We start from the raw sequence: 18407 nt of genomic DNA, 5'->3' as shown, positions 1-18407 counted from the left end.
TTTTTATTCGTTTTTTCCTAAATCTTCCACTACCTCCATGACCCATGGAGCATCGGCACTTTTTGACTCCAGCTTTTTGCATTGGGTTGCCAAAACACATCCTTGGTGCAATACAATTCGGCCGTCATTTAGCCAACCCATTTCACCAAGTCCAAAGCCACCTTCAATTTCGTGCCATTCCGAGTTCCCAACCTGATAAACCCATGCCCTACCTCCGTCTCCGGTGGTAACGGTGAGCAGGACCATGCGGTTATCCGGGGAAAGTTCCACTAAATCCAATTCCCCTTCGTCAGGAGCAGGATTATGGAGACTGTCCAAATTGCCATCTTGCCTTTCGATAAAAACAATGCCCTGTACCTCATCAAATGTAAGGTTAGTAGCAAATTGGGAATCTCCTCTTCCAACACAACCAAGCAACGCTACAAAGCATCCACCAAACAGGAAAAAGGGTTTTATCATGATTTTTTCCGCTTGTATTTATCCTTCATGAATTCATAATAGATAAATCCAAAACGGTCATACCAATCCTCTACACCAAATTTGGCCTCGCATATATTGAGTTGCTGCATGGCATCGGCCAACCGTTGCATGAATTCGGCATATTTTTTATCATAGGCACTTTCCAAATCGGTAATGGATTTTTCAATTCCGCGCCTTTCGTTCTGCCAAGCCAAACCCGTTACGGCATGCAGGCCCGACGCATTGTCACCAAAAGCCAGGGCTGCATCGGTAAATTTCTTGGTACAGCTGTATATGGTGGCCAACTCTTCCAGGTTATACCGAACATTGTTGAATTCGGTTCGTGCCTGATAATAGCATTCGGAGCAACTTCCCAAGTTATCTCCAAAACCAGCAGCTCCTTCAACCAGCTCATCATCACAGAATGATGGAATATTAGGCTCTCCTGGTATCGGCGTAGCACTCATACATTCCCCTAAACCATGGTAGAGATCAAAAACCTTGGCCGCAGAACTCCAGGCCTTCATGATTCCTGAAATATTTTTATTGATGCTTTCCGTGGTTTTCTTAAACTTGGCGGCATCCCAGTTGGCCGGAACCTTTTCGTTTATGATTTTGAGCAAGGCCTCAAAATTTTTCATTTGGGCATTAGTGTCCTTTACATATTCCTCAAATTCCTTTACGGTCATGAATGCCCCTTCTGGACCCGACTGAACGAACGACATGGATGAAAATCCAAGCAACACCAAAATCAAAGTTGCTGAGCCTTTATTTTTCCCCAGTAATTTTCCAGCCAGAAGGCCAATGACCAACAAAGCGACACCCAAGGCGATATACAACCATTTATTATCACTACCTTCAGTTGAGCTACCACTTACTTCAGTGGTTTTGCCAGCCTCCATTTCACTGTCCTTTATTTTTCTGAAAGGACTTCCTAGATAGGCTTTGATGGGTTTACTGGCCAAAACGGTAATATTATAAAGGGCTCCCTCCTCTTTTGCCTCAACCTTTACCCCGAACGACCCATAGGACCTCACTTTAAAATTGACGATGTCATCAGAAGACGATGAAGTGCTTTGCTGCTCTTGAACATCTTCCCAATTGTCTTTTACCAAGGTTACCTTTAAAGGCTCCCCATCAATGCTAGAAACCAGTACGTCCACCATCTGGAACATGCCATGTCCCGTTACATAATGATACGTGACAAGGCTGTCCATCTTGTTATAGAACACTATGCCCTTTTCTTCTTCGTGCCCTTTGCGGGTATCTTTTTGCAGTTTTAACTCTATTGGGGTGAGTTTTTTATCCAAAGTATAGGGTTGGGCCAAGGCTCCATGACTGACCATTACGCCTATAACCACTAGTATTAAATGTCTGAATGATCCCATAAAGCCTACTTTTTATATTTTTCCAGAAGTTTATTCGCAATGATGATCGCTTGATCTCTCATGGTTGCCTCGGGTGTGGTTTCAATGCCCTTCTTTTTGTTCACTATGGCAGCAGCTCTAGATCCATAGCCAATACTTACGTACCGTTCATTGGTGGGATTGAACATAAATAGCGAACCCCTTGCCTTTTGGATACACAGATAAGTATCGCCCGATTCACTGATTTGTGCCGAAAGGAGTCCTGAGTTGTCCTTTAAATAATTGGAAATTTCATTTTTAACATCTTGCAAACTCGTCAATTTGCCGGTATTGATGACCAAACGGCCTTTGCTTCCATCGGCTTGAGTTATACTGCTAGAACAAGCGAAGCCTTCAGTTTCAACGCTACCTGATGCAAGCGAAAGAGCTGCTTCCAACTCCGCCGGGGTCATTAAAGGACAATTTTCTTGTGTGGCGTTGAACAAGGCGGAATAATCTCCATTTTGCTTTAGGTCGATGCCGTCTTGGGTTGGTGTAGTAACCGCAACCTCTTCAACAGGTTCCTGTTCGGTGTTTTCTGTTTTCTTCGATTCGCCGCAACCTGTAAAAATCAGGATGGCCATGATCAAAAAAGTTAAAAAGAATGGTTTCATCATGTATAAATTTTATGGTGTTAATGGTCAATTTTTAGGGAACACCTCCAAATCTAAAATGGAAACCTATTGTATGTATATAGGAATGAGCGGTTGGTTGATTTGATCCTGTAATTGGCGTACAAAATGGGCCGAAGGAAATTCAACTTTTAGGTAAATTGGCCAAATTCAATACTGACCGATGACAATAAAAAGGGCTATAAGGATTTGAATTTGGATAGGAAATCGTCCTTTTTCCTTCGGGAAACGGCAACATAGCGACCGTTTTCAAGTTCGATTTGACCGCCATCTCCCTTAATGTAGCGTTTTATGGTTTTCAAGTTGACCAAATGCGAATGGTGACACCTAAAAAACAAGGATTTGGGCAAAAGATCCTCATAATCCTTCAAGGTGCGACTGGTCACTTCCTTTGTGCCATTGGATAGGTATATGGTGGTGTAGTTGCTATCGGCCTCCAAGTGAACCATATTTTCAATGGTCAGGAATAACAAACCCTCCAAGGTTGGAACGGCAATTTTATCCGTTATACTTTCCGATTGCAGATTATGCTGAAGGACTTCCAGTTTTTTACGGGTATCCTTGATCGTTTCCTTTTGTATGCGGCTTACTGCCTGTTTCAGTTCTTCAATGTCTATTGGTTTCAACAAATAATCAAATGCGGCGAACCGAATGGCCTTTATAGCATATTGGTCATAGGCCGTTGTAAAGATCAAATGAAACGATTGATCCTTTAATTGCGATAGCATTTCAAATCCGCCCATAATGGGCATTTCAATATCAAGGAATACGATTTCCGGATTGCTGTTTTCAATCAATTGTAATCCTGTTGTGCCATCTTCGGCGTAACCAACAATCTCCACACCAGGACAATAATGGGTCAATTTCTCCCTTAGGGCAATGCGTCCCATTTCCTCGTCATCAATAATTACAGCCTTAAGCATTCTCCTTCAATTTAATTTTCATAAACAACATTAAAAATCATTACAATAAATTGATTCTGTTTTAAATAACCTATTCCACTTTCAATAATACTTCAACCTTTGTGCCTGTAGCAATGCCGTTTTCCTCTTTGTCTATTATGACAATGGAAGCATTGTCCTCATCATTGAAAAAGCGTATTCTATCACTGCTCATTTGGGTGCCATAGGATCTATGGCCTTTGTTCTGATTTACAATTGGGGCATTTCGGCCCACACCATTATCCTCGATTACATACTTTACAAAAGGATGCTGTCCTGATACCAAAATTTCCAGTTTTCCGTCAGATTCCCTTTTTTTCCTAAGGCCATGTACAATGGCATTCTCCACCAGTGGCTGTATAATCAATGGTGGTACTTGAAAATCACCGTTTAACAGGTTCTTATCCACATGGATGGAAACTTCATACTTGCCTTTGTCGCGTAATTGTTCAAGGGAAACATAGAGTTCCAAAGTCTCCATATCCTTGCTCAACGAAACAGTCCGCTGCTGTGAACTGTCCAATACATTGCGAAGCAATTTGGCAAATTTGTTCAAATATACGGTGGCATTGTGGCGATCGTTGCTTTGAACCAAAGCATCAATATTGTTGATGCAATTAAAGATAAAGTGGGGGTTCATTTGTGCCCGCAATGCCTTCATTTCCGTTTCTGTGATCCTTTGCTCCATTTGGGCCTTGAACCTGATATGGTCTATCCGCCGTTTCATGAAATAATAGACCACTCCCACAATGATCAAAAATGATATGGCTAGAAACCACCAAGTGGTCCACCATGGGTGTGTGATCTCAAAATCAAAAACATCCGATGTTCCTGGAATATCGTTCCAGTTAAGAGTCCGTACTTCAAATCGATATTTTCCTGGACGTAAACCAGCGTAGGAAACCGTGGTACCATTGGTAAGGTTGTTCCAGTTCTCGTCCGAAGCTCCCAACAACCGATAACTATACCTGACAGCACTCTCGTTCACAAAATACAGTGCCGCAAAATAGAATTGAAGATTGCCCCGGTCGTGCGACAAAATAACTGTTTCTGAACTGGTTGGGTTTAGGTTGATGGATTCGCTTTCGGCTTTATTGATGATTTGGGTGATGTGTACCTTAGGAGGTGGCAATGTCTCTGTAAACTGATCTACAAAACGTACCAATCCAGAAGCTGTGGCTACCCAAAAGATACCGTCATCAGTTCTCTTTACATCCCATATCTCATCATAAAAGTTATTTTCTTTGCTGAAATTCAATACTTTATAGGAATCCCCTACAGGCAAGAGTTTATCAAGACCCAATTGAGAAGCAATAAAAATACTACCCTGACCGTCTTCTGCGGTAACATAACATGACGGGGCCATTATGCCATCTTCCGGGGTCATGTGCAAGCTTTGATATTCTCCCTTAACGTTCTTAAAAATCTTGGCCACACCCCGATCCCGTGATCCCGCCCAAACATCGCCTTTTGCATCCACATACACCAAACTGGTCCGGGCACCGTTCATCAAATGGGTCAAATCGTCTTTTTTGGCCTCGATGGCATCTCCCTCATAAAAAAGTTCCACGCGATACAGCTTGCCATCCCACATTCCTGCCCATAGGTTACCCTCCTTGTCAAATACAATTTGGTTGACCCTATCGGTAATCCCTGCTATATTTTTCTGTTCGTTCGTATTGGGATTATAGGAAAATAGACCGTTATTACCTGCCAACAAATAATGTCCCCTTCCATCGGTTTCCATATTAAAAAAAGCATGGTCAAAGGCAATTCCTTCATCCTTGAAACCCTTTTTTGGGTCAAATTTGAAAAGCTTTTTGGCTGTCCATCTGTAGTCCTCGTTCAAGGCAACAAAATGCTCTCCAGTGTTAGTAGTCAATATTTTAAAAAAACTATTAGGTGCCACGGTTGCCAAAGTGGTGACCGCCATGGTCAGTGGATTGAACTTTTGAAGATGGCCATTGGTCGTCGTTAAAAAGATTTCTTCCTCACTCAAAACCAAAACACTTTGGATCTCATTGTCCGCCAAACCATCTTGAGTAGTAAAATATTGTAACTGACCTCCTAACGAAATTTTAGTAACGCCTTTTAAGGTACCTACCCAAAGGTTGTTGCCTTGATCTTCATATAATTTCAGCACCTTATTGGAGGCCAAGCCATCCGTTTCCGTAAAAACGGTAAGTTGGCCACTTGCACCGATACGCACCAACCCTTCATTGGTGGCAATCCAATAGTTGCCATACCGATCTTGTAGCATATCCTGTACGTTTCCTTTTAAAATGGCATGGTCAAAGGGTATGGGCAGGTTGCAAAACCGAATATGGCCTTCATCTACATCATCAAGGGAAAGTATGTTCAACCCATTAACGGCACAAACCCAAATATTGCCCTGTATGTCCAAAAATAGTTGCTGTACATCGTTTGGCGCTCCGGGTGGGGCAAAATCCAATAATTTGCCACTGGAATTGAAAAGTTTAAGCGATGATACATATTGGGCACTATCCACAAAATGTCCCCCTGTCAATAGTTTTCCGCTTTGCGTCACCACCAATGAACTGTTCGGCCCCGGGTAGGGTGAAGTAATCGGACTGATTTTTCCTTCTGAATATTTAACCAACCCAGAATTGTCTGTAGTCAGGATATTGGTGCCGTCAGGTTGTTTAAAAAATGCCTCAATGGCCAAAGGTTCCGTTAATATATTAGGACCGACCTTCCCATTTTTGATGGTTTGCAACTTATCACCTGATGCCACGTGAAGTATACCATTAGAGTCCTCGAACATTGCTGAAACAAAATTGGAATGCAATCCATCCTTGGTGGTAAAATTGGTGAATCGAGCACCGTCATATCTGCTTAGACCAAAACGGGTCATAAACCACATAAAGCCTTTGGAGTCTTGATAAATGTCATATACCACATTGGTAGCCAATCCATTTTCCATGGTATAATTTTCCATTAAAACCCTCTGTGCCGATAAACGGGGAATGCCCAAGAACAGGACGCACATCAAAAGCGCCCGAAGTGGAATAATACGTTGTTCCGATGGTTTTGGCATATATCCAAAATAAGAAAGTTATGGCAGAAGTTGTCCATTTACCTATAGACAATGGCACTAAGGTATTGGTTTTTCCAGCCTTACCACATAACAATGAGTAATTGGCATGATTCAATGGTTAGTTGGAAATAATGACCAAGTGGCTTGCAAGTAATTCGTAGTATAATCATGCCACTCCCCTGCCTATACTAATTGTGCGTCTCTGTGCTGTGACATGCAAACCGTAAAAATATGGTGATTTAGGCACTAAACGCCTCTCTTTTGTATTTGACCATATAATCAAAGGGAGTCATTTCAGTGTATTTTTTGAAGACCTCCCTGAAAGCCTTGGGATCTGTATACCCAGCATCGAACATGACCTCGTTCACCGTTTTATATCCTTTTTCAAATTCTTTTTTGGCGGCTTCAATTTTTACCCGTTGATGGTATTCCAGCACTGTATTTGAAGTTGCCTTCTTGAACCTGCGTTCAAAAGTCCTTCTGTTCAAGGCTACGGCATTGCTCAACTCTTCTACCGATATCTTATCAGCATAATTTTGTTCGATCAATTCCTGGGCCTTCAAAATGCAGGTATCTTGATGAGTTTTCTGACCTTTGAAGATCATGAACGGTGTCTGGCTATTCCGGTCTATGTCTATCATAAATCCTTTGGCGGCCAAAATGGCCAGTTCCCTACCCGCAAATTTTTCGATCAAGTAAATAATGAGATTGGTGAACGCATACGCACCACCACTGGTATAAATTCCTCCTGAATCTGTCACTATGCATTCATCCGTCATTATCACATTTGGAAAAAGTTCCCGAAACATGGGTGCGGATTGCCAATGGGTAGAGCAAGGTTTTCCATCCAAAAGTCCGGTGGAGGCCAAAAAAAAGGAAGAAATACAAAGGCTCGCAATTTCCGAGCCTTCCCCATACCTATCGAGTAACCAGGGAATAAATGGCTGGTTGTCTTCCAAGGATTTCATATAACTTTCATGAATGGCCGGAATAATGATGAGATCTGTTTTTTGGACTTTCTCGATAGTAAGGTTATGATGTACGGAGAATAAGCCTTTATGCGAGCCCTTCCTATCATCCATTCCTACAAGGTGAATATCGAACAATGGTTTACCACCAGATTGCTGCAAGAATTCATTGACCCAAGACAGCATTTGGTAGCTCCCCGCCACATTTACCACACTGATGGTCCCTTGCGGAACCAAGATTGAAACATGTTTCATGACATCATTTTTTGATGATGAAAAGATATGAAATCAGATTGTCGCAATCAACCCCTCGGAATGTCGCAAAGACACAGTTGGATTTTTAACAAACTCCAATACCTTGCTTATCAGTTCTTTAATTACAACCATTATTTTCAAACACTGACCATGCACAGGCCAAACCCAATAGAAATCTTTAAGACGAATGTAGAAGATGAATCTACGGCAGTAAGGACCGTGAACGCATTGCATGAAAATTTTAAAAATGTGAGTGCCAACTTTGATTTGGAAGATTGCGATCGGATCCTTCGAGTAGAGAGTTTGGACGGCAACTTCTTGCTACATGAAATACAACAATTCCTGAACAATCTCAACCTTAAGGTTGAACTCATTATGGATTAACCCTTATCTGATTGCTTACAACTAATTTATAACCACTAAAAACCATAAAACCCATGAAAAATAAAGTTTACAATGTAGTATCCATCTTATTCGGATTATTATTGCTCAACGGCGGATTTAGCAAATTTTTCAACTACATGCCACAACCGGAAAACCTGTCGGAAGCCATCATAAAGGATTTCGGTGCCCTGATGGAAATATCGTGGTTGATGCCCCTGATCGGAATCGCCGAAATTGTAGGTGGCATTTTGATCATCATTCCAAAAACAAGGGCCTTGGGCGCAGTGGTCATCTTTCCGGTCATGGTCGGCATACTTTTAACGAACACCTTGGTTGATACAAGCGGACTTGTTATTTCCTTGGTCATTTGGGCCATATTGCTTTGGATTCTTTTCGAGAACAAGGACAAATACAAGCAATTGGTTTGATCCATTGCATCCGTTTAGTTCTCAGTTATTCATCATAATCTATAAATCCAATAAATTCTTTATCCATGAAAAATGAAAATCCCGTTATTTGGTTTGAAATCTATGTAGACAATATCAATCGGGCCAAAAAATTCTACGAATCCGTTTTTGATTACGAGTTCCAAGAATTGCCCATGCCGGATTCAGCCTCCGATATGGAAATGTACTTTTTTCCGAGCGATATGCATTCTGAAAACCGCGCTTCAGGGGCATTGGTGAAAATGGACGGAGTATCACCCGGAAACAACAGTACTTTGGTCTATTTCTATAGTAAAGATTGTAGCATTCAAGAAGCTAAAATCGAAGCTGCAGGTGGTTCCATTTCTAGACCCAAAACATCTATCGGCCAATATGGTTTTATCGTTTTGGCCATGGATACCGAAGGCAATATGTTCGGTATCCATTCCATGAATTAATTTTTTAATCAGGCTGTCTTTAGCACACCATAATGAATTAATTCCCCAAATGCATCTTATCATAGTTTTGATTTGATAAGTTTGGGGGATTTCCATTTAAGGTTTTTAATATGGTTGATATACAACGAATTGAAACCATTGTTGATTTTACCTCAAAACGCATCAAAAAATACCTCTTCATTTGGTGTAAACAGGGAAAAATTGATATTGAGGTTGACCATAAAACCATCACAGTAAACAAAAGCCAGGTACTCACCATTACCTCTGGACAATACCATTGTTTCAAAAAGATGGATAATGCCCAAGGCTATTTGTTGAGCTTTACCTTGGATTATATGTGCAAAACGGAAAAGGACATTGAACTGATTTTTCAGAACAGCCTTTTTTGCCATTTTGATTACAACGAGGTCATTCCCATTGTCCACACTGAAGATTTGGCACGTGAGCTTCAAAAAATTGAGCAAGAACTTCAGGATAAACCGTATCAATATTTAGAATCCGTTCATTCCCGTATCGAATTAATCCTGTTCGAGACCAACCGCTCCAAAATTGCCAACGGCGGTGAAATCTGGAAGCCGGATGCGTTGTTTTTACAGTTTTTGGAGTTCGTCCGAAACAACTTCAACCAAAATCTATCTTTGAAAGAAATTGCACCACAACTGAAGACCACCGAGTTAAAGCTGAACGAGTTGGCCAAACAACACGCAGGCAAAACTGCCCAAAATGTCATCTATGGACTTGTAGTTTCCGAAGCCAAGCGAATTTTACAATATGAGAATTTGAATATGAAGGAAGTTGCCTTTTCCTTGGGTTTTCAAGACCCCTACTATTTTTCCAAATTCTTCAAAAATCACGTGGGCATGTCGCCAAAGGCCTATGTGGCAAGCATCTCATCCTAAATTTTCCATCTTAAACCCAATATTTTCCATTTTCTAACGACGTTGTCTTGCTGAATTTTGTTCCATAATGTAAAAATCAAAAACTATGAACATTAGGAACTATATTACCAATAGTGGGCAGTTAGCTTGGCTACCGTTGATTGAAAAAGGAATCCATTACAACGGTGTGTTTGTAAAATCACTGCATTTTGACAAAACCACAAATCGGTCCAAGGCCATTTTATTGAAGTTTGAAGAAGGAGCTTCCTATCCGTACCATGTACACCCGGCCGGGGAAGAAATTTTGGTTTTGGAAGGCAGTTGCATTATTCACCATGAGACCTTATCCCAAGGGGATTATCTGTACACGCCCCCATCTGGTAAACACAGTGTAAGGTCAGAAAGTGGATGTGTCTTGTTTCTTTCTATACCTGAAGAAGTGATACTGATACATGATGGGGAATAAGGCCTTTAGTTTTAAAATTGAGATCTTATGAATGGCTAGCTGCCCAAGTAATTTGCCACAAAGTCGACCAAAGCCTCTCCATGAAGATTTTTCGCCAGCACTTTGCCGCTTCCATCCAAAATGAAATTGGCAGGAATGGTGTGTATTCGCAAGGAATCCATGACGGGGTTTTGGTCGCCTTCCAAATGGGAAGTATGGAGCCATGGACTTGCGCCATCTTTTTCGATGGCATTTTCCCAAGCTGCCCGGTTACTTTCCAGGCCATATGCAATCACCTGAAAGCCTAGATCATGGTACCTTTTCCAAAGGGGCAACAGCACATTTCGGTTTTCGAGCCTACAAGGGGCGCACCAAGAAGCCCAAACATCCAGCACAAGGAGTTTTTGTCCTTCCAATATGGTTTTCAAATTGGATTCAGAACCATCTAGCATCGGAAATTGTAGATTAGGAATATGGTCCCCGATCAAAATGGGAAGATTTTCTTTATCTGCTAGTACCGCCAATTCTTGAACCCAAGATTCATTTGGAAATATTGCCGACCATTTTCGACTTTGGCCGACCAAAAATTCAGGAATGCGCTCATAATTTCCTTCGGGGCTTACCCATTTTATTGTCATTAAGGCAGGGAAAAGTTCTTTCGTGGCATCTGCAAAACGCATCAAAGCGGATTGGTATTCGTATAATGCTTTTTCGCGTTCCAACAATTGTTCATCTCCTTGGAGTTGTCCAAGGGTAGTCTGATATTTTAAAAAAGCGTTCTTTTTTAGATCTCGAAGTTTAAGAAGTGTTGCATTGACTGTTGTTGGATTTTCTATTATTACTGAAGATTGGAAGCGATCTATAGCCGCATTCAATTTTAAGGTTTCTCCCGGATTCCAGACTACTGGAAAATAATTGTCCGTTTCTGGATTTTCATTCTCCAACCGATTGGCGTACTGTTCACCCTTTTTCTGAACAACCACTTCCAGCAAATTGGGACCTTCGACATTGGTAACTGTTGCAAATTGAAAATGGCCTTGGTCATCAACCTCAGAGGAATCCAAGATTTTTCCAACAAAACTTTGCCCCAATTGGGTAAAATTTTCAGGCCGGATCAAATACACCATCGGTTTCCATTCTTCGCCGTGGGATAAATCTAAATCCCCAGAAATCATTGGTTGTTCTGAACATGAGAACAGTAAAAATGGAATCAGTAGTAATCCAAAAAAGTATTTCATTCCACAAAAATAAGTAACTGTAGTGGCTTGAATTGGCAAAACTAAATGGTCATAAAAAATTATTAGGAAATTTCAGAGGTGTCTGGCAAGACCAAAAAAGGAATATCAGAGTGATATCCCACCATATCCACATGATGCCGTAACAAAAGTTGATCTAAAAAATGATGTTTCCTGTTCATCATAACAACGAGTCCGATTTGGTTTTTTTCGATGTATGCATGCACAATATTGGGCATGTATTCTTCGGTACTGTCCACAAAAATTATGTCTTTTAAGACATTGAATATTTGTTTTAAATAAGTCTTGTTATCCTTTTGTGATGGAGTAAGTTCAAAGTCTTCCAAGGCGTGCAAGACATGTAGTTTTGCCTTGAACCTTGCCACGATGGCTAGCAACGGTTCCAATTCTTCAGGTTTGTATTTGGATTCATATCCTGTTGATAAAAGAATATCCTTTATCGGCACAAACTTGTACACATTGGGTACTACCAAAATTGGCACCTTACTTTTGCGCAGCGCGTGAACGGTATTCGATCCTAAAAAAAACTCCTTTGCCCCTGAAGCTCCCTGGGTTCCCATGACCACCATGTCCACTTTTTTACGTTCAGGGCATTCTTTTATTTCTTCGGATAGGGTATTGAACGATGAAACTGTTTCGAAGGTGTGCTTGGGGTTGCTATATTCCTTTTCGATACGTTTTAGGGTGTTTTCCAATCCTTCCAACGAAATATCCAACCCAAAATCGGGAATGGCACTCATGGCAGGTCCACCCAAAAGATAGTCCAACCTATAAAAGGCTGGTGTATAGGTATTCAATACATAAAATTTGCATTTTTCATCCTTAAAAAAATGAAGCGCATACTCAATGGCATTCCATGCGTTTCTTGAGAAATCAGTGGGCAATAGAATCGTTTTCATGATTAGGTTCTTTTAGTTGTTTGTAGCAATGGGAAGCCGGGTTGTCCTATCCCCCAACAGAACAACCCGGTGTGTCAAGAACGCCAATATTATGCTACAACTTCTTCTTTTCTGTTGCGTTCCTTGACAATGCGTTCGATCAAATCGGGCACTTTTTCAAATGCTGCGGCCAAACCATGTGTTTTACCTGCTTCCAAGAATGAAATCTCATCTCCCTTGGTTACCAAAAACCCGATGGGCTGGATACCGATACCGGCTCCTGCCCCGACTCCTTCGCCTTTTTTCATCTTACCTTCGACCCCCTCGCCTCCTCCGGAGCCAAATCCCATACCTACCTTGATTACGGGAACACACTTAAATTCTCCCAATTGGAAGGGCTCCCCGATAATAGTTTCGGTCTTGGCCTCTGTTTTAATAAAGTCCGTGACCTTGTTCAATAATTCTTCAAAATGTAAATCCATGACCTTTAATTTACTGTTATACAATTGCTTTTATGATCCAGATGGGCCTGTTGCGCAAGTCCACCCGTAAATGGTTCCTGTCCTGAAAGTTGATGTTGAAATGCCCTCGGTACCGATTCAGAAATGCAAAAGCGGGATACATTTTGGCATTGGTGATATAATCCCCTGTATCCAAATCCCAGATAAATTCCCGTACCTCAAAAGATTTTAGGACTCGGAATATTTTCCGGAACCCCAACCTTCTTCCTGCACTTCTTTTTTTCTCCTTAGTTGGGTCCTTTTTTGTTTTAAAAGGTTTGGTCAGAGGATAAAAACTGCGGTCTATCCACAAAAACCTCATACGAGCCCTTATAATTTCCTTTTCGTCAGGTTCCAGACTAAATTTTAAGAGTCCTTTCAACCTAAAAAAGTACCGTGCAGTATCCGTATCGATATAAATTTGGATCGGCACAAAGAGCAACCCGAGGATGAGCAGCACAACGAACAATATCAGAGCATATAGTATCATTCGCTTTTTTGTTGCAAAGGAAAAAGGAAAGGCTTCCAAATGCAATGATCTGCGTCATGGCAGTCCCTTTTATGAAAAAATCCTTGTAAATAAGCTATTTGAAAAGGATAGAAGCAACCTGACCCATCTCATGTTTTAGTTGTGTTTTTTATTAGTAATTTGAAGGTTCAATCACGATGTTCATCATGAAACATTCGATACTGCTTTTGCTCATTTTCCCCGTTTTGTTCTCCTGTGGCAAGAAAAGGGAAAAAACCTATCCCCAATCCATGCCGTTGACCGAATCGGTCTATGCCTCGGCCACCGTTCAGCCGGATAGCCTGTACCAAGCCTACTCAATCGTTATGGGTATTTTGGACCGTGTTTGGGTAGAAGAAGGTGATGAAGTCCACAAAGGGGACCGAATACTGCAAATCACGAACACCTCCCCGGAACTCAATCTTGAAAATGCCAAGTTGGCCCTGCAATTGGCCAAGGAAAATTATAATGGGAATGCCGCTGTGCTCCACAGTATTGCAGATGAAATCCAAGCAGCGGAACTAAAACTCCAAAACGATTCCGTCAACTATTACCGTCAAAAAAATCTATGGGACCAAAATATCGGTTCCAAGGTGGAGTTCGACAACCGGAAGTTGGCCTTTGAACTTTCCCAAAACAATTTAAAACTGCTCAAAAAGAAATACCAACAATCCAAAAATGAGTTGGAAACCCAATTGCGTCAGGCCCAGAACAATTATCAAACCTCTTTGACCACAACCGAGGATTTTACGATTACCAGCAAAATAGATGGGAAGGTCTATGCCATTTACAAAAATCCTGGTGAAATAGTGAACACTGTGGAGCCCGTTGCTGCCGTTGGCCGCAGCGATACCTTTATTGTGGAACTGTTGGTGGACGAGGTGGATATTGTAAAGTTGAAATTGGGGCAACGGGTGTTCATCACCTTGGATTCCTATAATTCGAGAGTGTTTGAAGCCACCTTGCACAAAATCTATCCACGAAAGGATGAACGTTCCCAAACCTTTAAGGTTGAAGCATGGTTCGTGGATCCGCCCACCACTTTATATCCCGGGCTTTCGGGTGAAGGCAACATCATCATCGCCGAGAAAGCAAAAACGCTCACCATCCCGAAAGAATTTCTCATTGATGGCTCCAAAGTGATCACCGATGAAGGTGAAATCGAAGTCACCCTCGGATTGCAAAACTTGGATAAGGTTGAAATCCTGAGCGGTATCACCGAAAAAACAGCCATCTACAAACCTGAACCATGACCAATTGGAGCGTCATATTAGGGATTGCCAAGACCCATTTGCTGACCAAAATGAAGTCTACGGCCACCGCAACTTTGGGCGTTACCTTTGGTATTGGTGCCTACATCACTTTGGTGAGTTTCATGACCGGACTCAACGGGATGCTTGACGATCTGGTGCTCAACCAAACGCCCCATATCCATGTTTATAATGAAATACGTCCATCGGACCATCAACCCATTTCCCTTTATGGCGAATTCAAGGATGCATTCAACATGGTGCATTCCATAAAACCTAAACAGAACCAAAAGAAGATTCACAATGCCCTGCCCATCTTGGATTACCTCAAAAAACATCCCAATGTAAGAGGGGCCACGCCGCAACTTCGGGCACAGATATTCTATTTGTCAGGTTCCATTGAATTGGGCGGCAATTTGGTGGGCGTGGACATTATGGAGGAAGTCCGTCTCTCCAACATCCAGGACAATATTGTGGAAGGTACTCCCGAAGCACTGAAAAATAACGACAATGGCATTTTATTGGGAGCCGGATTGGCCAAAAAAATGTCGCTACACGTAGGCGATCGGGTTCAGATCAGTACCGTGTCCGGAAACATTTTCCCCTTGAAGATTGTAGGTATTTATCAAAGTGGTATTGCGGAAATTGATGATTCACAGAGTTTTGCCAATTTAAAGACCGTACAACGGATTTTAGGCGAAGCCGAAAATTATGTCACGGACATCAATATCAAATTGGTGGACATTGTCCAGGCAGAACCGATGGCAAGGCAGTTGGAAACCCAATTCAAAACCAAGGCCATCGACATAAACGAAGCCAATGCACAGTTCGAAACCGGCTCCAACATCCGGAACCTCATCACCTATGCCGTTTCCATTACCCTTTTGATCGTCGCCGGGTTTGGCATTTACAACATTTTGAACATGCTCATCTATGAAAAAATGAAGGACATTGCCATTTTAAAGGCAACCGGGTTTTCTGGAAGGGATGTACAACTCATCTTTATGGCGCAGGCCATGATTATCGGGTTCCTAGGCGGATTACTTGGATTGTTGATCGGGTTTGCACTTTCCCGTGCCATTGACCATGCCCCTTTTGAAACGGAAGCCTTGCCCACCATCACCACATATCCTGTAAATTACAACCCTGCATACTATGTGATCGGAATCACCTTTGCCCTTTTATCAACCTTTATTGCCGGATACCTGCCCTCCAATAGGGCCAGAAAAATAGATCCGGTAAAAATCATTAGGGGAACCTAAAAACGTCATGGACTACGTACTCGAAGCGAGAAATATTGACAAGCATTTTCACAAGCCCAAGGATTTCCATGTGCTAAGGGATATCACGTTTGGGGTGAAGAAAGGGGAATTTGCCACCATTATGGGAAAGTCCGGTTCGGGAAAATCTACCTTGCTCTACATTTTATCCACTATGGATACCGATTATTCGGGCGAGTTGTACCTCAATAATGAACTGATTACCGGGAAGACCCAGCAACAGTTATCGCGAATCCGTAATAAAAATATCGGTTTTGTATTTCAGTTCCACTATTTACTTTCCGAATTCAGTGTGTTGGAAAACGTGATGCTTCCTGCCAAAAAACTGGCAGAAAAAACGAATGCACAAATTGAAAAGGATGCGCATGAAAAGTTGGAGATGTTGCATATTGGACATCTAGCGGACCAAAGAGCATCCAGAATATCAGGTGGAGAAAAACAGCGAGTAGCCATTGCACGCGCATTGATCAACAATCCCACCATTTTGATGGGCGATGAACCCACGGGGAATCTGGACAGTCACAACTCGGAAAACGTATTCAATATTTTTAAAAATCTGAAGGAACAACAGGGATTATCCCTTTTGGTGGTGACCCATGACGAGGATTTTGCCAAACGTACCGATCGTATCATCCAAATGGAAGATGGGATGATCCTGAATCCCTAGATCAAGATCAATCTCAATTTTCGTTGGCTTTTTTCTGTTCTTTTTCCAATTTTCGAAAATAACCTCGGGTCAAAAAATTATGTTTTAGGGCCTCCATGTTTTCATTGAATTTTTCGGTCCCTTCTTCAATGTTCTGCATGGTTCTCATGAGTTGATTGGCCAAAACGGTATCCTGGGTCACCAGTTGAAGGGCACCTTGCCCATTCTTGATTTCACCCACCCATTGGTTCAGGTTTTGGGCCGTTCTATTGATTTCAATACTTGAACTGTCAAGGTTGATGAGGATATTTTTGAGTTTTTGTGCCGATATACTATCCGAAAGCAGCATGCCTGTAATGGTTTGATCGGATTGTGCTCCTTTCATCAATATTTGTAAATCATCCAACGTTTGACTGACCTTTTCACTGCTGTATTTCAGATTGATGATAGTCTGCTCCAGATCATCTGCCATTTTGGTATCATTCAACAATTTACCCAAAGTTCCCTTACCTTCGGTCAAAGATTGGGTAACCCTCAATAGATCGGAAGTGAGCAAAGCGGCATTCTCGTTGGTCACACTTAGGGTGTTCAACATGTTCTGGGATGAAATCCTACTGTACGATTCCAATCGATCACCATCCTCAACTGAAACCGCTTCCCCTACCCCTGGCACAATGTTGACGAGCATACTGCCCACCAAACCGTCGGAACCAATGGTGGCAATGGCATTTTTTCTGATATGTTCCCTCATTTTTTTCTCCACTTTCATTTGGACCACGATGGTCGTATCGTTGAGCATATCAATTTTATCTACTGTTCCGATGTTGATTCCTGAAAACCGAACATTGTTCCCTACTTGCAATCCGTTCACATTCTTGAAGACGGCATTCACCGAAAAGTTTTGCACGAACATATTTTGCCTATTTCCGATGAGATAGGACGCCACTAAGACCAAAAGGGTGCCCAACACCACAAAGAGGCCCAGTTTCATGTTCTGTATGGAAGTCTTGTTTGCCATATCACTTTTTAAAAAATGCATTTACCTTTGGGTCCTGGGAACGAATCAGCTCTTCATAGGTTCCTTCCGCATAATTGACCCCTTCTACCAATAAGATCATCCGTTCAGAAATGACCCTGGCACAATCCACATCGTGGGTAATGATCAATGCCGAAGTGCCATATTTCTTTTGAATGCTCCGCATGAGCTCAATAATTTCCTTTGCCGTAATGGGATCCAAACCACTGGTGGGTTCATCGTACAAGATCAATTTCGGTTTTAGGATAATGGCACGTGCCAGGGCCACTCTCCTTTTCATCCCTCCCGAAAGTTCTGCGGGCATCAAATCCATGGTATGGGCCAATCCAACATTCTCCAAAGCTTCCCTAACCAAAGGAAGGGTATCTGTGGTGCCTTCAAACTTTTTGCGATGCCTGCGCATGGGAAATTCCAGATTTTCACGCACCGTCATGGAATCATACAAGGCACTTCCCTGAAATAGAAAACCGATATCGGAACGGAGCTCGTCCAGTTCCATTTGGTCAAGTTGGTCAATTTCCTTCCCCAATACCTCAATTATACCACTATCAGGCCCTATAAGTCCTACCAAACATTTGATCATCACCGACTTTCCTGAACCCGATTTTCCCATGACCACCAGATTTTCGCCTTTCTTCAAAACCATATTGAACCCCTTCAAAACTTCATTGTTTCCAAAGCGTTTACAAAGATTTTCAATCTTGATGACGATTTCTTCCGAGGCCATGGCCTCTTTCATTTGTG

Annotated in this window: 20 protein-coding genes; 8 read left to right on the top strand and 12 right to left on the bottom strand. The window is 42.0% G+C overall.

Going from position 1 to position 18407, the window contains the following annotated elements; genetic code table 11:
- Positions 1–3: 3 nt before the first annotated feature.
- The 6 genes from LKX84_RS04220 to LKX84_RS04195 all read right to left on the bottom strand — a co-directional run bounded on the left by LKX84_RS04220 (position 4) and on the right by LKX84_RS04195 (position 7719).
- Entirely contained in the window at positions 4–459 is a 456-nt protein-coding gene (locus tag LKX84_RS04220; protein WP_228235863.1) for a hypothetical protein, read from the bottom strand.
- Complete coding sequence (locus LKX84_RS04215; protein ID WP_228235862.1) at positions 456–1847, bottom strand: hypothetical protein; 1392 nt, start codon at positions 1845–1847, stop codon at positions 456–458. The genes LKX84_RS04220 and LKX84_RS04215 overlap by 4 nt, the downstream gene beginning before the upstream one ends.
- A gap of 5 nt (positions 1848–1852) precedes the next feature.
- Positions 1853–2482 carry a hypothetical protein gene (locus tag LKX84_RS04210; protein WP_228235861.1) on the bottom strand — a complete coding sequence of 210 codons (630 nt, stop codon included), beginning with the start codon at positions 2480–2482 and terminating at the stop codon, positions 1853–1855.
- Between the two features lie 194 nt (positions 2483–2676).
- Positions 2677–3420: a LytR/AlgR family response regulator transcription factor gene (locus LKX84_RS04205; RefSeq protein WP_228235860.1), complete on the bottom strand. Its 744-nt coding sequence runs from the start codon at positions 3418–3420 to the stop codon at positions 2677–2679.
- A gap of 70 nt (positions 3421–3490) precedes the next feature.
- Positions 3491–6496: a two-component regulator propeller domain-containing protein gene (locus LKX84_RS04200; RefSeq protein ID WP_228235859.1), complete on the bottom strand. Its 3006-nt coding sequence runs from the start codon at positions 6494–6496 to the stop codon at positions 3491–3493.
- Positions 6497–6735: 239 nt separating this feature from the next.
- A complete protein-coding gene (locus tag LKX84_RS04195; RefSeq protein ID WP_228235858.1) occupies positions 6736–7719 on the bottom strand; it encodes a GlxA family transcriptional regulator in 984 nt (327 codons plus the stop codon).
- Positions 7720–7779: 60 nt separating this feature from the next.
- Here LKX84_RS04195 and LKX84_RS04190 point away from each other — a divergent pair, with 60 nt between their 5' ends.
- The 5 genes from LKX84_RS04190 (at position 7780) to LKX84_RS04170 (ending at position 10330) form a co-directional block, all read left to right on the top strand.
- A complete protein-coding gene (locus LKX84_RS04190) occupies positions 7780–8103 on the top strand; it encodes a hypothetical protein (protein WP_228235857.1) in 324 nt (107 codons plus the stop codon).
- Positions 8104–8156: 53 nt separating this feature from the next.
- Complete coding sequence (locus LKX84_RS04185; RefSeq protein WP_228235856.1) at positions 8157–8531, top strand: DoxX family protein; 375 nt, start codon at positions 8157–8159, stop codon at positions 8529–8531.
- Positions 8532–8596: 65 nt separating this feature from the next.
- The gene (locus LKX84_RS04180) at positions 8597–8986 is read left to right on the top strand and encodes a VOC family protein (protein ID WP_228235855.1); all 390 of its coding nucleotides are present in this window, start codon (positions 8597–8599) and stop codon (positions 8984–8986) included.
- Between the two features lie 110 nt (positions 8987–9096).
- Positions 9097–9885: an AraC family transcriptional regulator gene (locus LKX84_RS04175; protein ID WP_228235854.1), complete on the top strand. Its 789-nt coding sequence runs from the start codon at positions 9097–9099 to the stop codon at positions 9883–9885.
- Positions 9886–9970: 85 nt separating this feature from the next.
- Positions 9971–10330 carry a cupin domain-containing protein gene (locus LKX84_RS04170; RefSeq protein ID WP_228235853.1) on the top strand — a complete coding sequence of 120 codons (360 nt, stop codon included), beginning with the start codon at positions 9971–9973 and terminating at the stop codon, positions 10328–10330.
- A 35-nt stretch (positions 10331–10365) separates the two neighbouring features.
- Here the strand turns inward: LKX84_RS04170 and LKX84_RS04165 are convergent, their stop codons facing one another.
- The 4 genes from LKX84_RS04165 to LKX84_RS04150 form a co-directional block, all read right to left on the bottom strand.
- Positions 10366–11547, bottom strand: a complete 1182-nt coding sequence (locus LKX84_RS04165) for a TlpA family protein disulfide reductase (RefSeq protein ID WP_228235852.1) — start codon at positions 11545–11547, stop codon at positions 10366–10368.
- A 62-nt stretch (positions 11548–11609) separates the two neighbouring features.
- A complete protein-coding gene (locus LKX84_RS04160) occupies positions 11610–12464 on the bottom strand; it encodes a universal stress protein (RefSeq protein ID WP_228235851.1) in 855 nt (284 codons plus the stop codon).
- An 89-nt stretch (positions 12465–12553) separates the two neighbouring features.
- Positions 12554–12925: a GerW family sporulation protein gene (locus LKX84_RS04155; protein ID WP_228235850.1), complete on the bottom strand. Its 372-nt coding sequence runs from the start codon at positions 12923–12925 to the stop codon at positions 12554–12556.
- 16 nt (positions 12926–12941) lie between these two features.
- Entirely contained in the window at positions 12942–13433 is a 492-nt protein-coding gene (locus LKX84_RS04150) for a hypothetical protein (RefSeq protein ID WP_228235849.1), read from the bottom strand.
- Positions 13434–13618: 185 nt separating this feature from the next.
- Here LKX84_RS04150 and LKX84_RS04145 point away from each other — a divergent pair, with 185 nt between their 5' ends.
- From LKX84_RS04145 to LKX84_RS04135, 3 genes are read left to right on the top strand one after another with little or no spacing between them, the layout of a single operon-like run.
- A complete protein-coding gene (locus LKX84_RS04145) occupies positions 13619–14704 on the top strand; it encodes an efflux RND transporter periplasmic adaptor subunit (RefSeq protein ID WP_228235848.1) in 1086 nt (361 codons plus the stop codon).
- Positions 14701–15963 (top strand): ABC transporter permease, encoded by a 1263-nt coding sequence (locus tag LKX84_RS04140; RefSeq protein ID WP_228235847.1) that lies wholly within the window; start codon positions 14701–14703, stop codon positions 15961–15963. The genes LKX84_RS04145 and LKX84_RS04140 overlap by 4 nt, the downstream gene beginning before the upstream one ends.
- 7 nt (positions 15964–15970) lie before the next feature.
- A complete protein-coding gene (locus LKX84_RS04135) occupies positions 15971–16648 on the top strand; it encodes an ABC transporter ATP-binding protein (RefSeq protein ID WP_228235846.1) in 678 nt (225 codons plus the stop codon).
- A gap of 13 nt (positions 16649–16661) precedes the next feature.
- Here LKX84_RS04135 and LKX84_RS04130 read toward each other — a convergent pair whose 3' ends face one another.
- Positions 16662–17645, bottom strand: coding sequence for an MlaD family protein (locus LKX84_RS04130; RefSeq protein ID WP_228235845.1), 984 nt, complete (start codon positions 17643–17645; stop codon positions 16662–16664).
- A gap of 1 nt (position 17646) precedes the next feature.
- On the bottom strand, positions 17647–18402 hold the full coding sequence (locus tag LKX84_RS04125; protein WP_228235844.1) for an ABC transporter ATP-binding protein: 756 nt from the start codon (positions 18400–18402) through the stop codon (positions 17647–17649).
- Positions 18403–18407: the final 5 nt, after the last annotated feature.

It is taken from the genome of Allomuricauda sp. M10 (assembly GCF_020782875.1).
Taxonomy (GTDB): Bacteria; Bacteroidota; Bacteroidia; order Flavobacteriales; family Flavobacteriaceae; genus Flagellimonas.
This window is presented reverse-complemented; position numbering and strand designations above follow the sequence as displayed.

Bases quoted from the DNA above. Each gene is read 5' to 3' on its own strand.
- LKX84_RS04205 (WP_228235860.1), bottom strand. From the start codon at position 3,420: ATGCTTAAGGCTGTAATTATTGATGACGAGGAAATGGGACGCATTGCC.
- LKX84_RS04190 (WP_228235857.1), top strand. From the start codon at position 7,780: ATGTCGCAAAGACACAGTTGGATTTTTAACAAACTCCAATACCTTGCT.
- LKX84_RS04175 (WP_228235854.1), top strand. From the start codon at position 9,097: ATGGTTGATATACAACGAATTGAAACCATTGTTGATTTTACCTCAAAA.
- LKX84_RS04125 (WP_228235844.1), bottom strand. From the start codon at position 18,402: ATGAAAGAGGCCATGGCCTCGGAAGAAATCGTCATCAAGATTGAAAAT.
- LKX84_RS04180 (WP_228235855.1), top strand. From the start codon at position 8,597: ATGAAAAATGAAAATCCCGTTATTTGGTTTGAAATCTATGTAGACAAT.
- LKX84_RS04140 (WP_228235847.1), top strand. From the start codon at position 14,701: ATGACCAATTGGAGCGTCATATTAGGGATTGCCAAGACCCATTTGCTG.
- LKX84_RS04150 (WP_228235849.1), bottom strand. From the start codon at position 13,433: ATGATACTATATGCTCTGATATTGTTCGTTGTGCTGCTCATCCTCGGG.
- LKX84_RS04200 (WP_228235859.1), bottom strand. From the start codon at position 6,496: ATGCCAAAACCATCGGAACAACGTATTATTCCACTTCGGGCGCTTTTG.
- LKX84_RS04185 (WP_228235856.1), top strand. From the start codon at position 8,157: ATGAAAAATAAAGTTTACAATGTAGTATCCATCTTATTCGGATTATTA.
- LKX84_RS04160 (WP_228235851.1), bottom strand. From the start codon at position 12,464: ATGAAAACGATTCTATTGCCCACTGATTTCTCAAGAAACGCATGGAAT.
- LKX84_RS04145 (WP_228235848.1), top strand. From the start codon at position 13,619: ATGAAACATTCGATACTGCTTTTGCTCATTTTCCCCGTTTTGTTCTCC.
- LKX84_RS04195 (WP_228235858.1), bottom strand. From the start codon at position 7,719: ATGAAACATGTTTCAATCTTGGTTCCGCAAGGGACCATCAGTGTGGTA.
- LKX84_RS04210 (WP_228235861.1), bottom strand. From the start codon at position 2,482: ATGATGAAACCATTCTTTTTAACTTTTTTGATCATGGCCATCCTGATT.
- LKX84_RS04155 (WP_228235850.1), bottom strand. From the start codon at position 12,925: ATGGATTTACATTTTGAAGAATTATTGAACAAGGTCACGGACTTTATT.
- LKX84_RS04165 (WP_228235852.1), bottom strand. From the start codon at position 11,547: ATGAAATACTTTTTTGGATTACTACTGATTCCATTTTTACTGTTCTCA.
- LKX84_RS04220 (WP_228235863.1), bottom strand. From the start codon at position 459: ATGATAAAACCCTTTTTCCTGTTTGGTGGATGCTTTGTAGCGTTGCTT.
- LKX84_RS04170 (WP_228235853.1), top strand. From the start codon at position 9,971: ATGAACATTAGGAACTATATTACCAATAGTGGGCAGTTAGCTTGGCTA.
- LKX84_RS04215 (WP_228235862.1), bottom strand. From the start codon at position 1,847: ATGGGATCATTCAGACATTTAATACTAGTGGTTATAGGCGTAATGGTC.
- LKX84_RS04130 (WP_228235845.1), bottom strand. From the start codon at position 17,645: ATGGCAAACAAGACTTCCATACAGAACATGAAACTGGGCCTCTTTGTG.
- LKX84_RS04135 (WP_228235846.1), top strand. From the start codon at position 15,971: ATGGACTACGTACTCGAAGCGAGAAATATTGACAAGCATTTTCACAAG.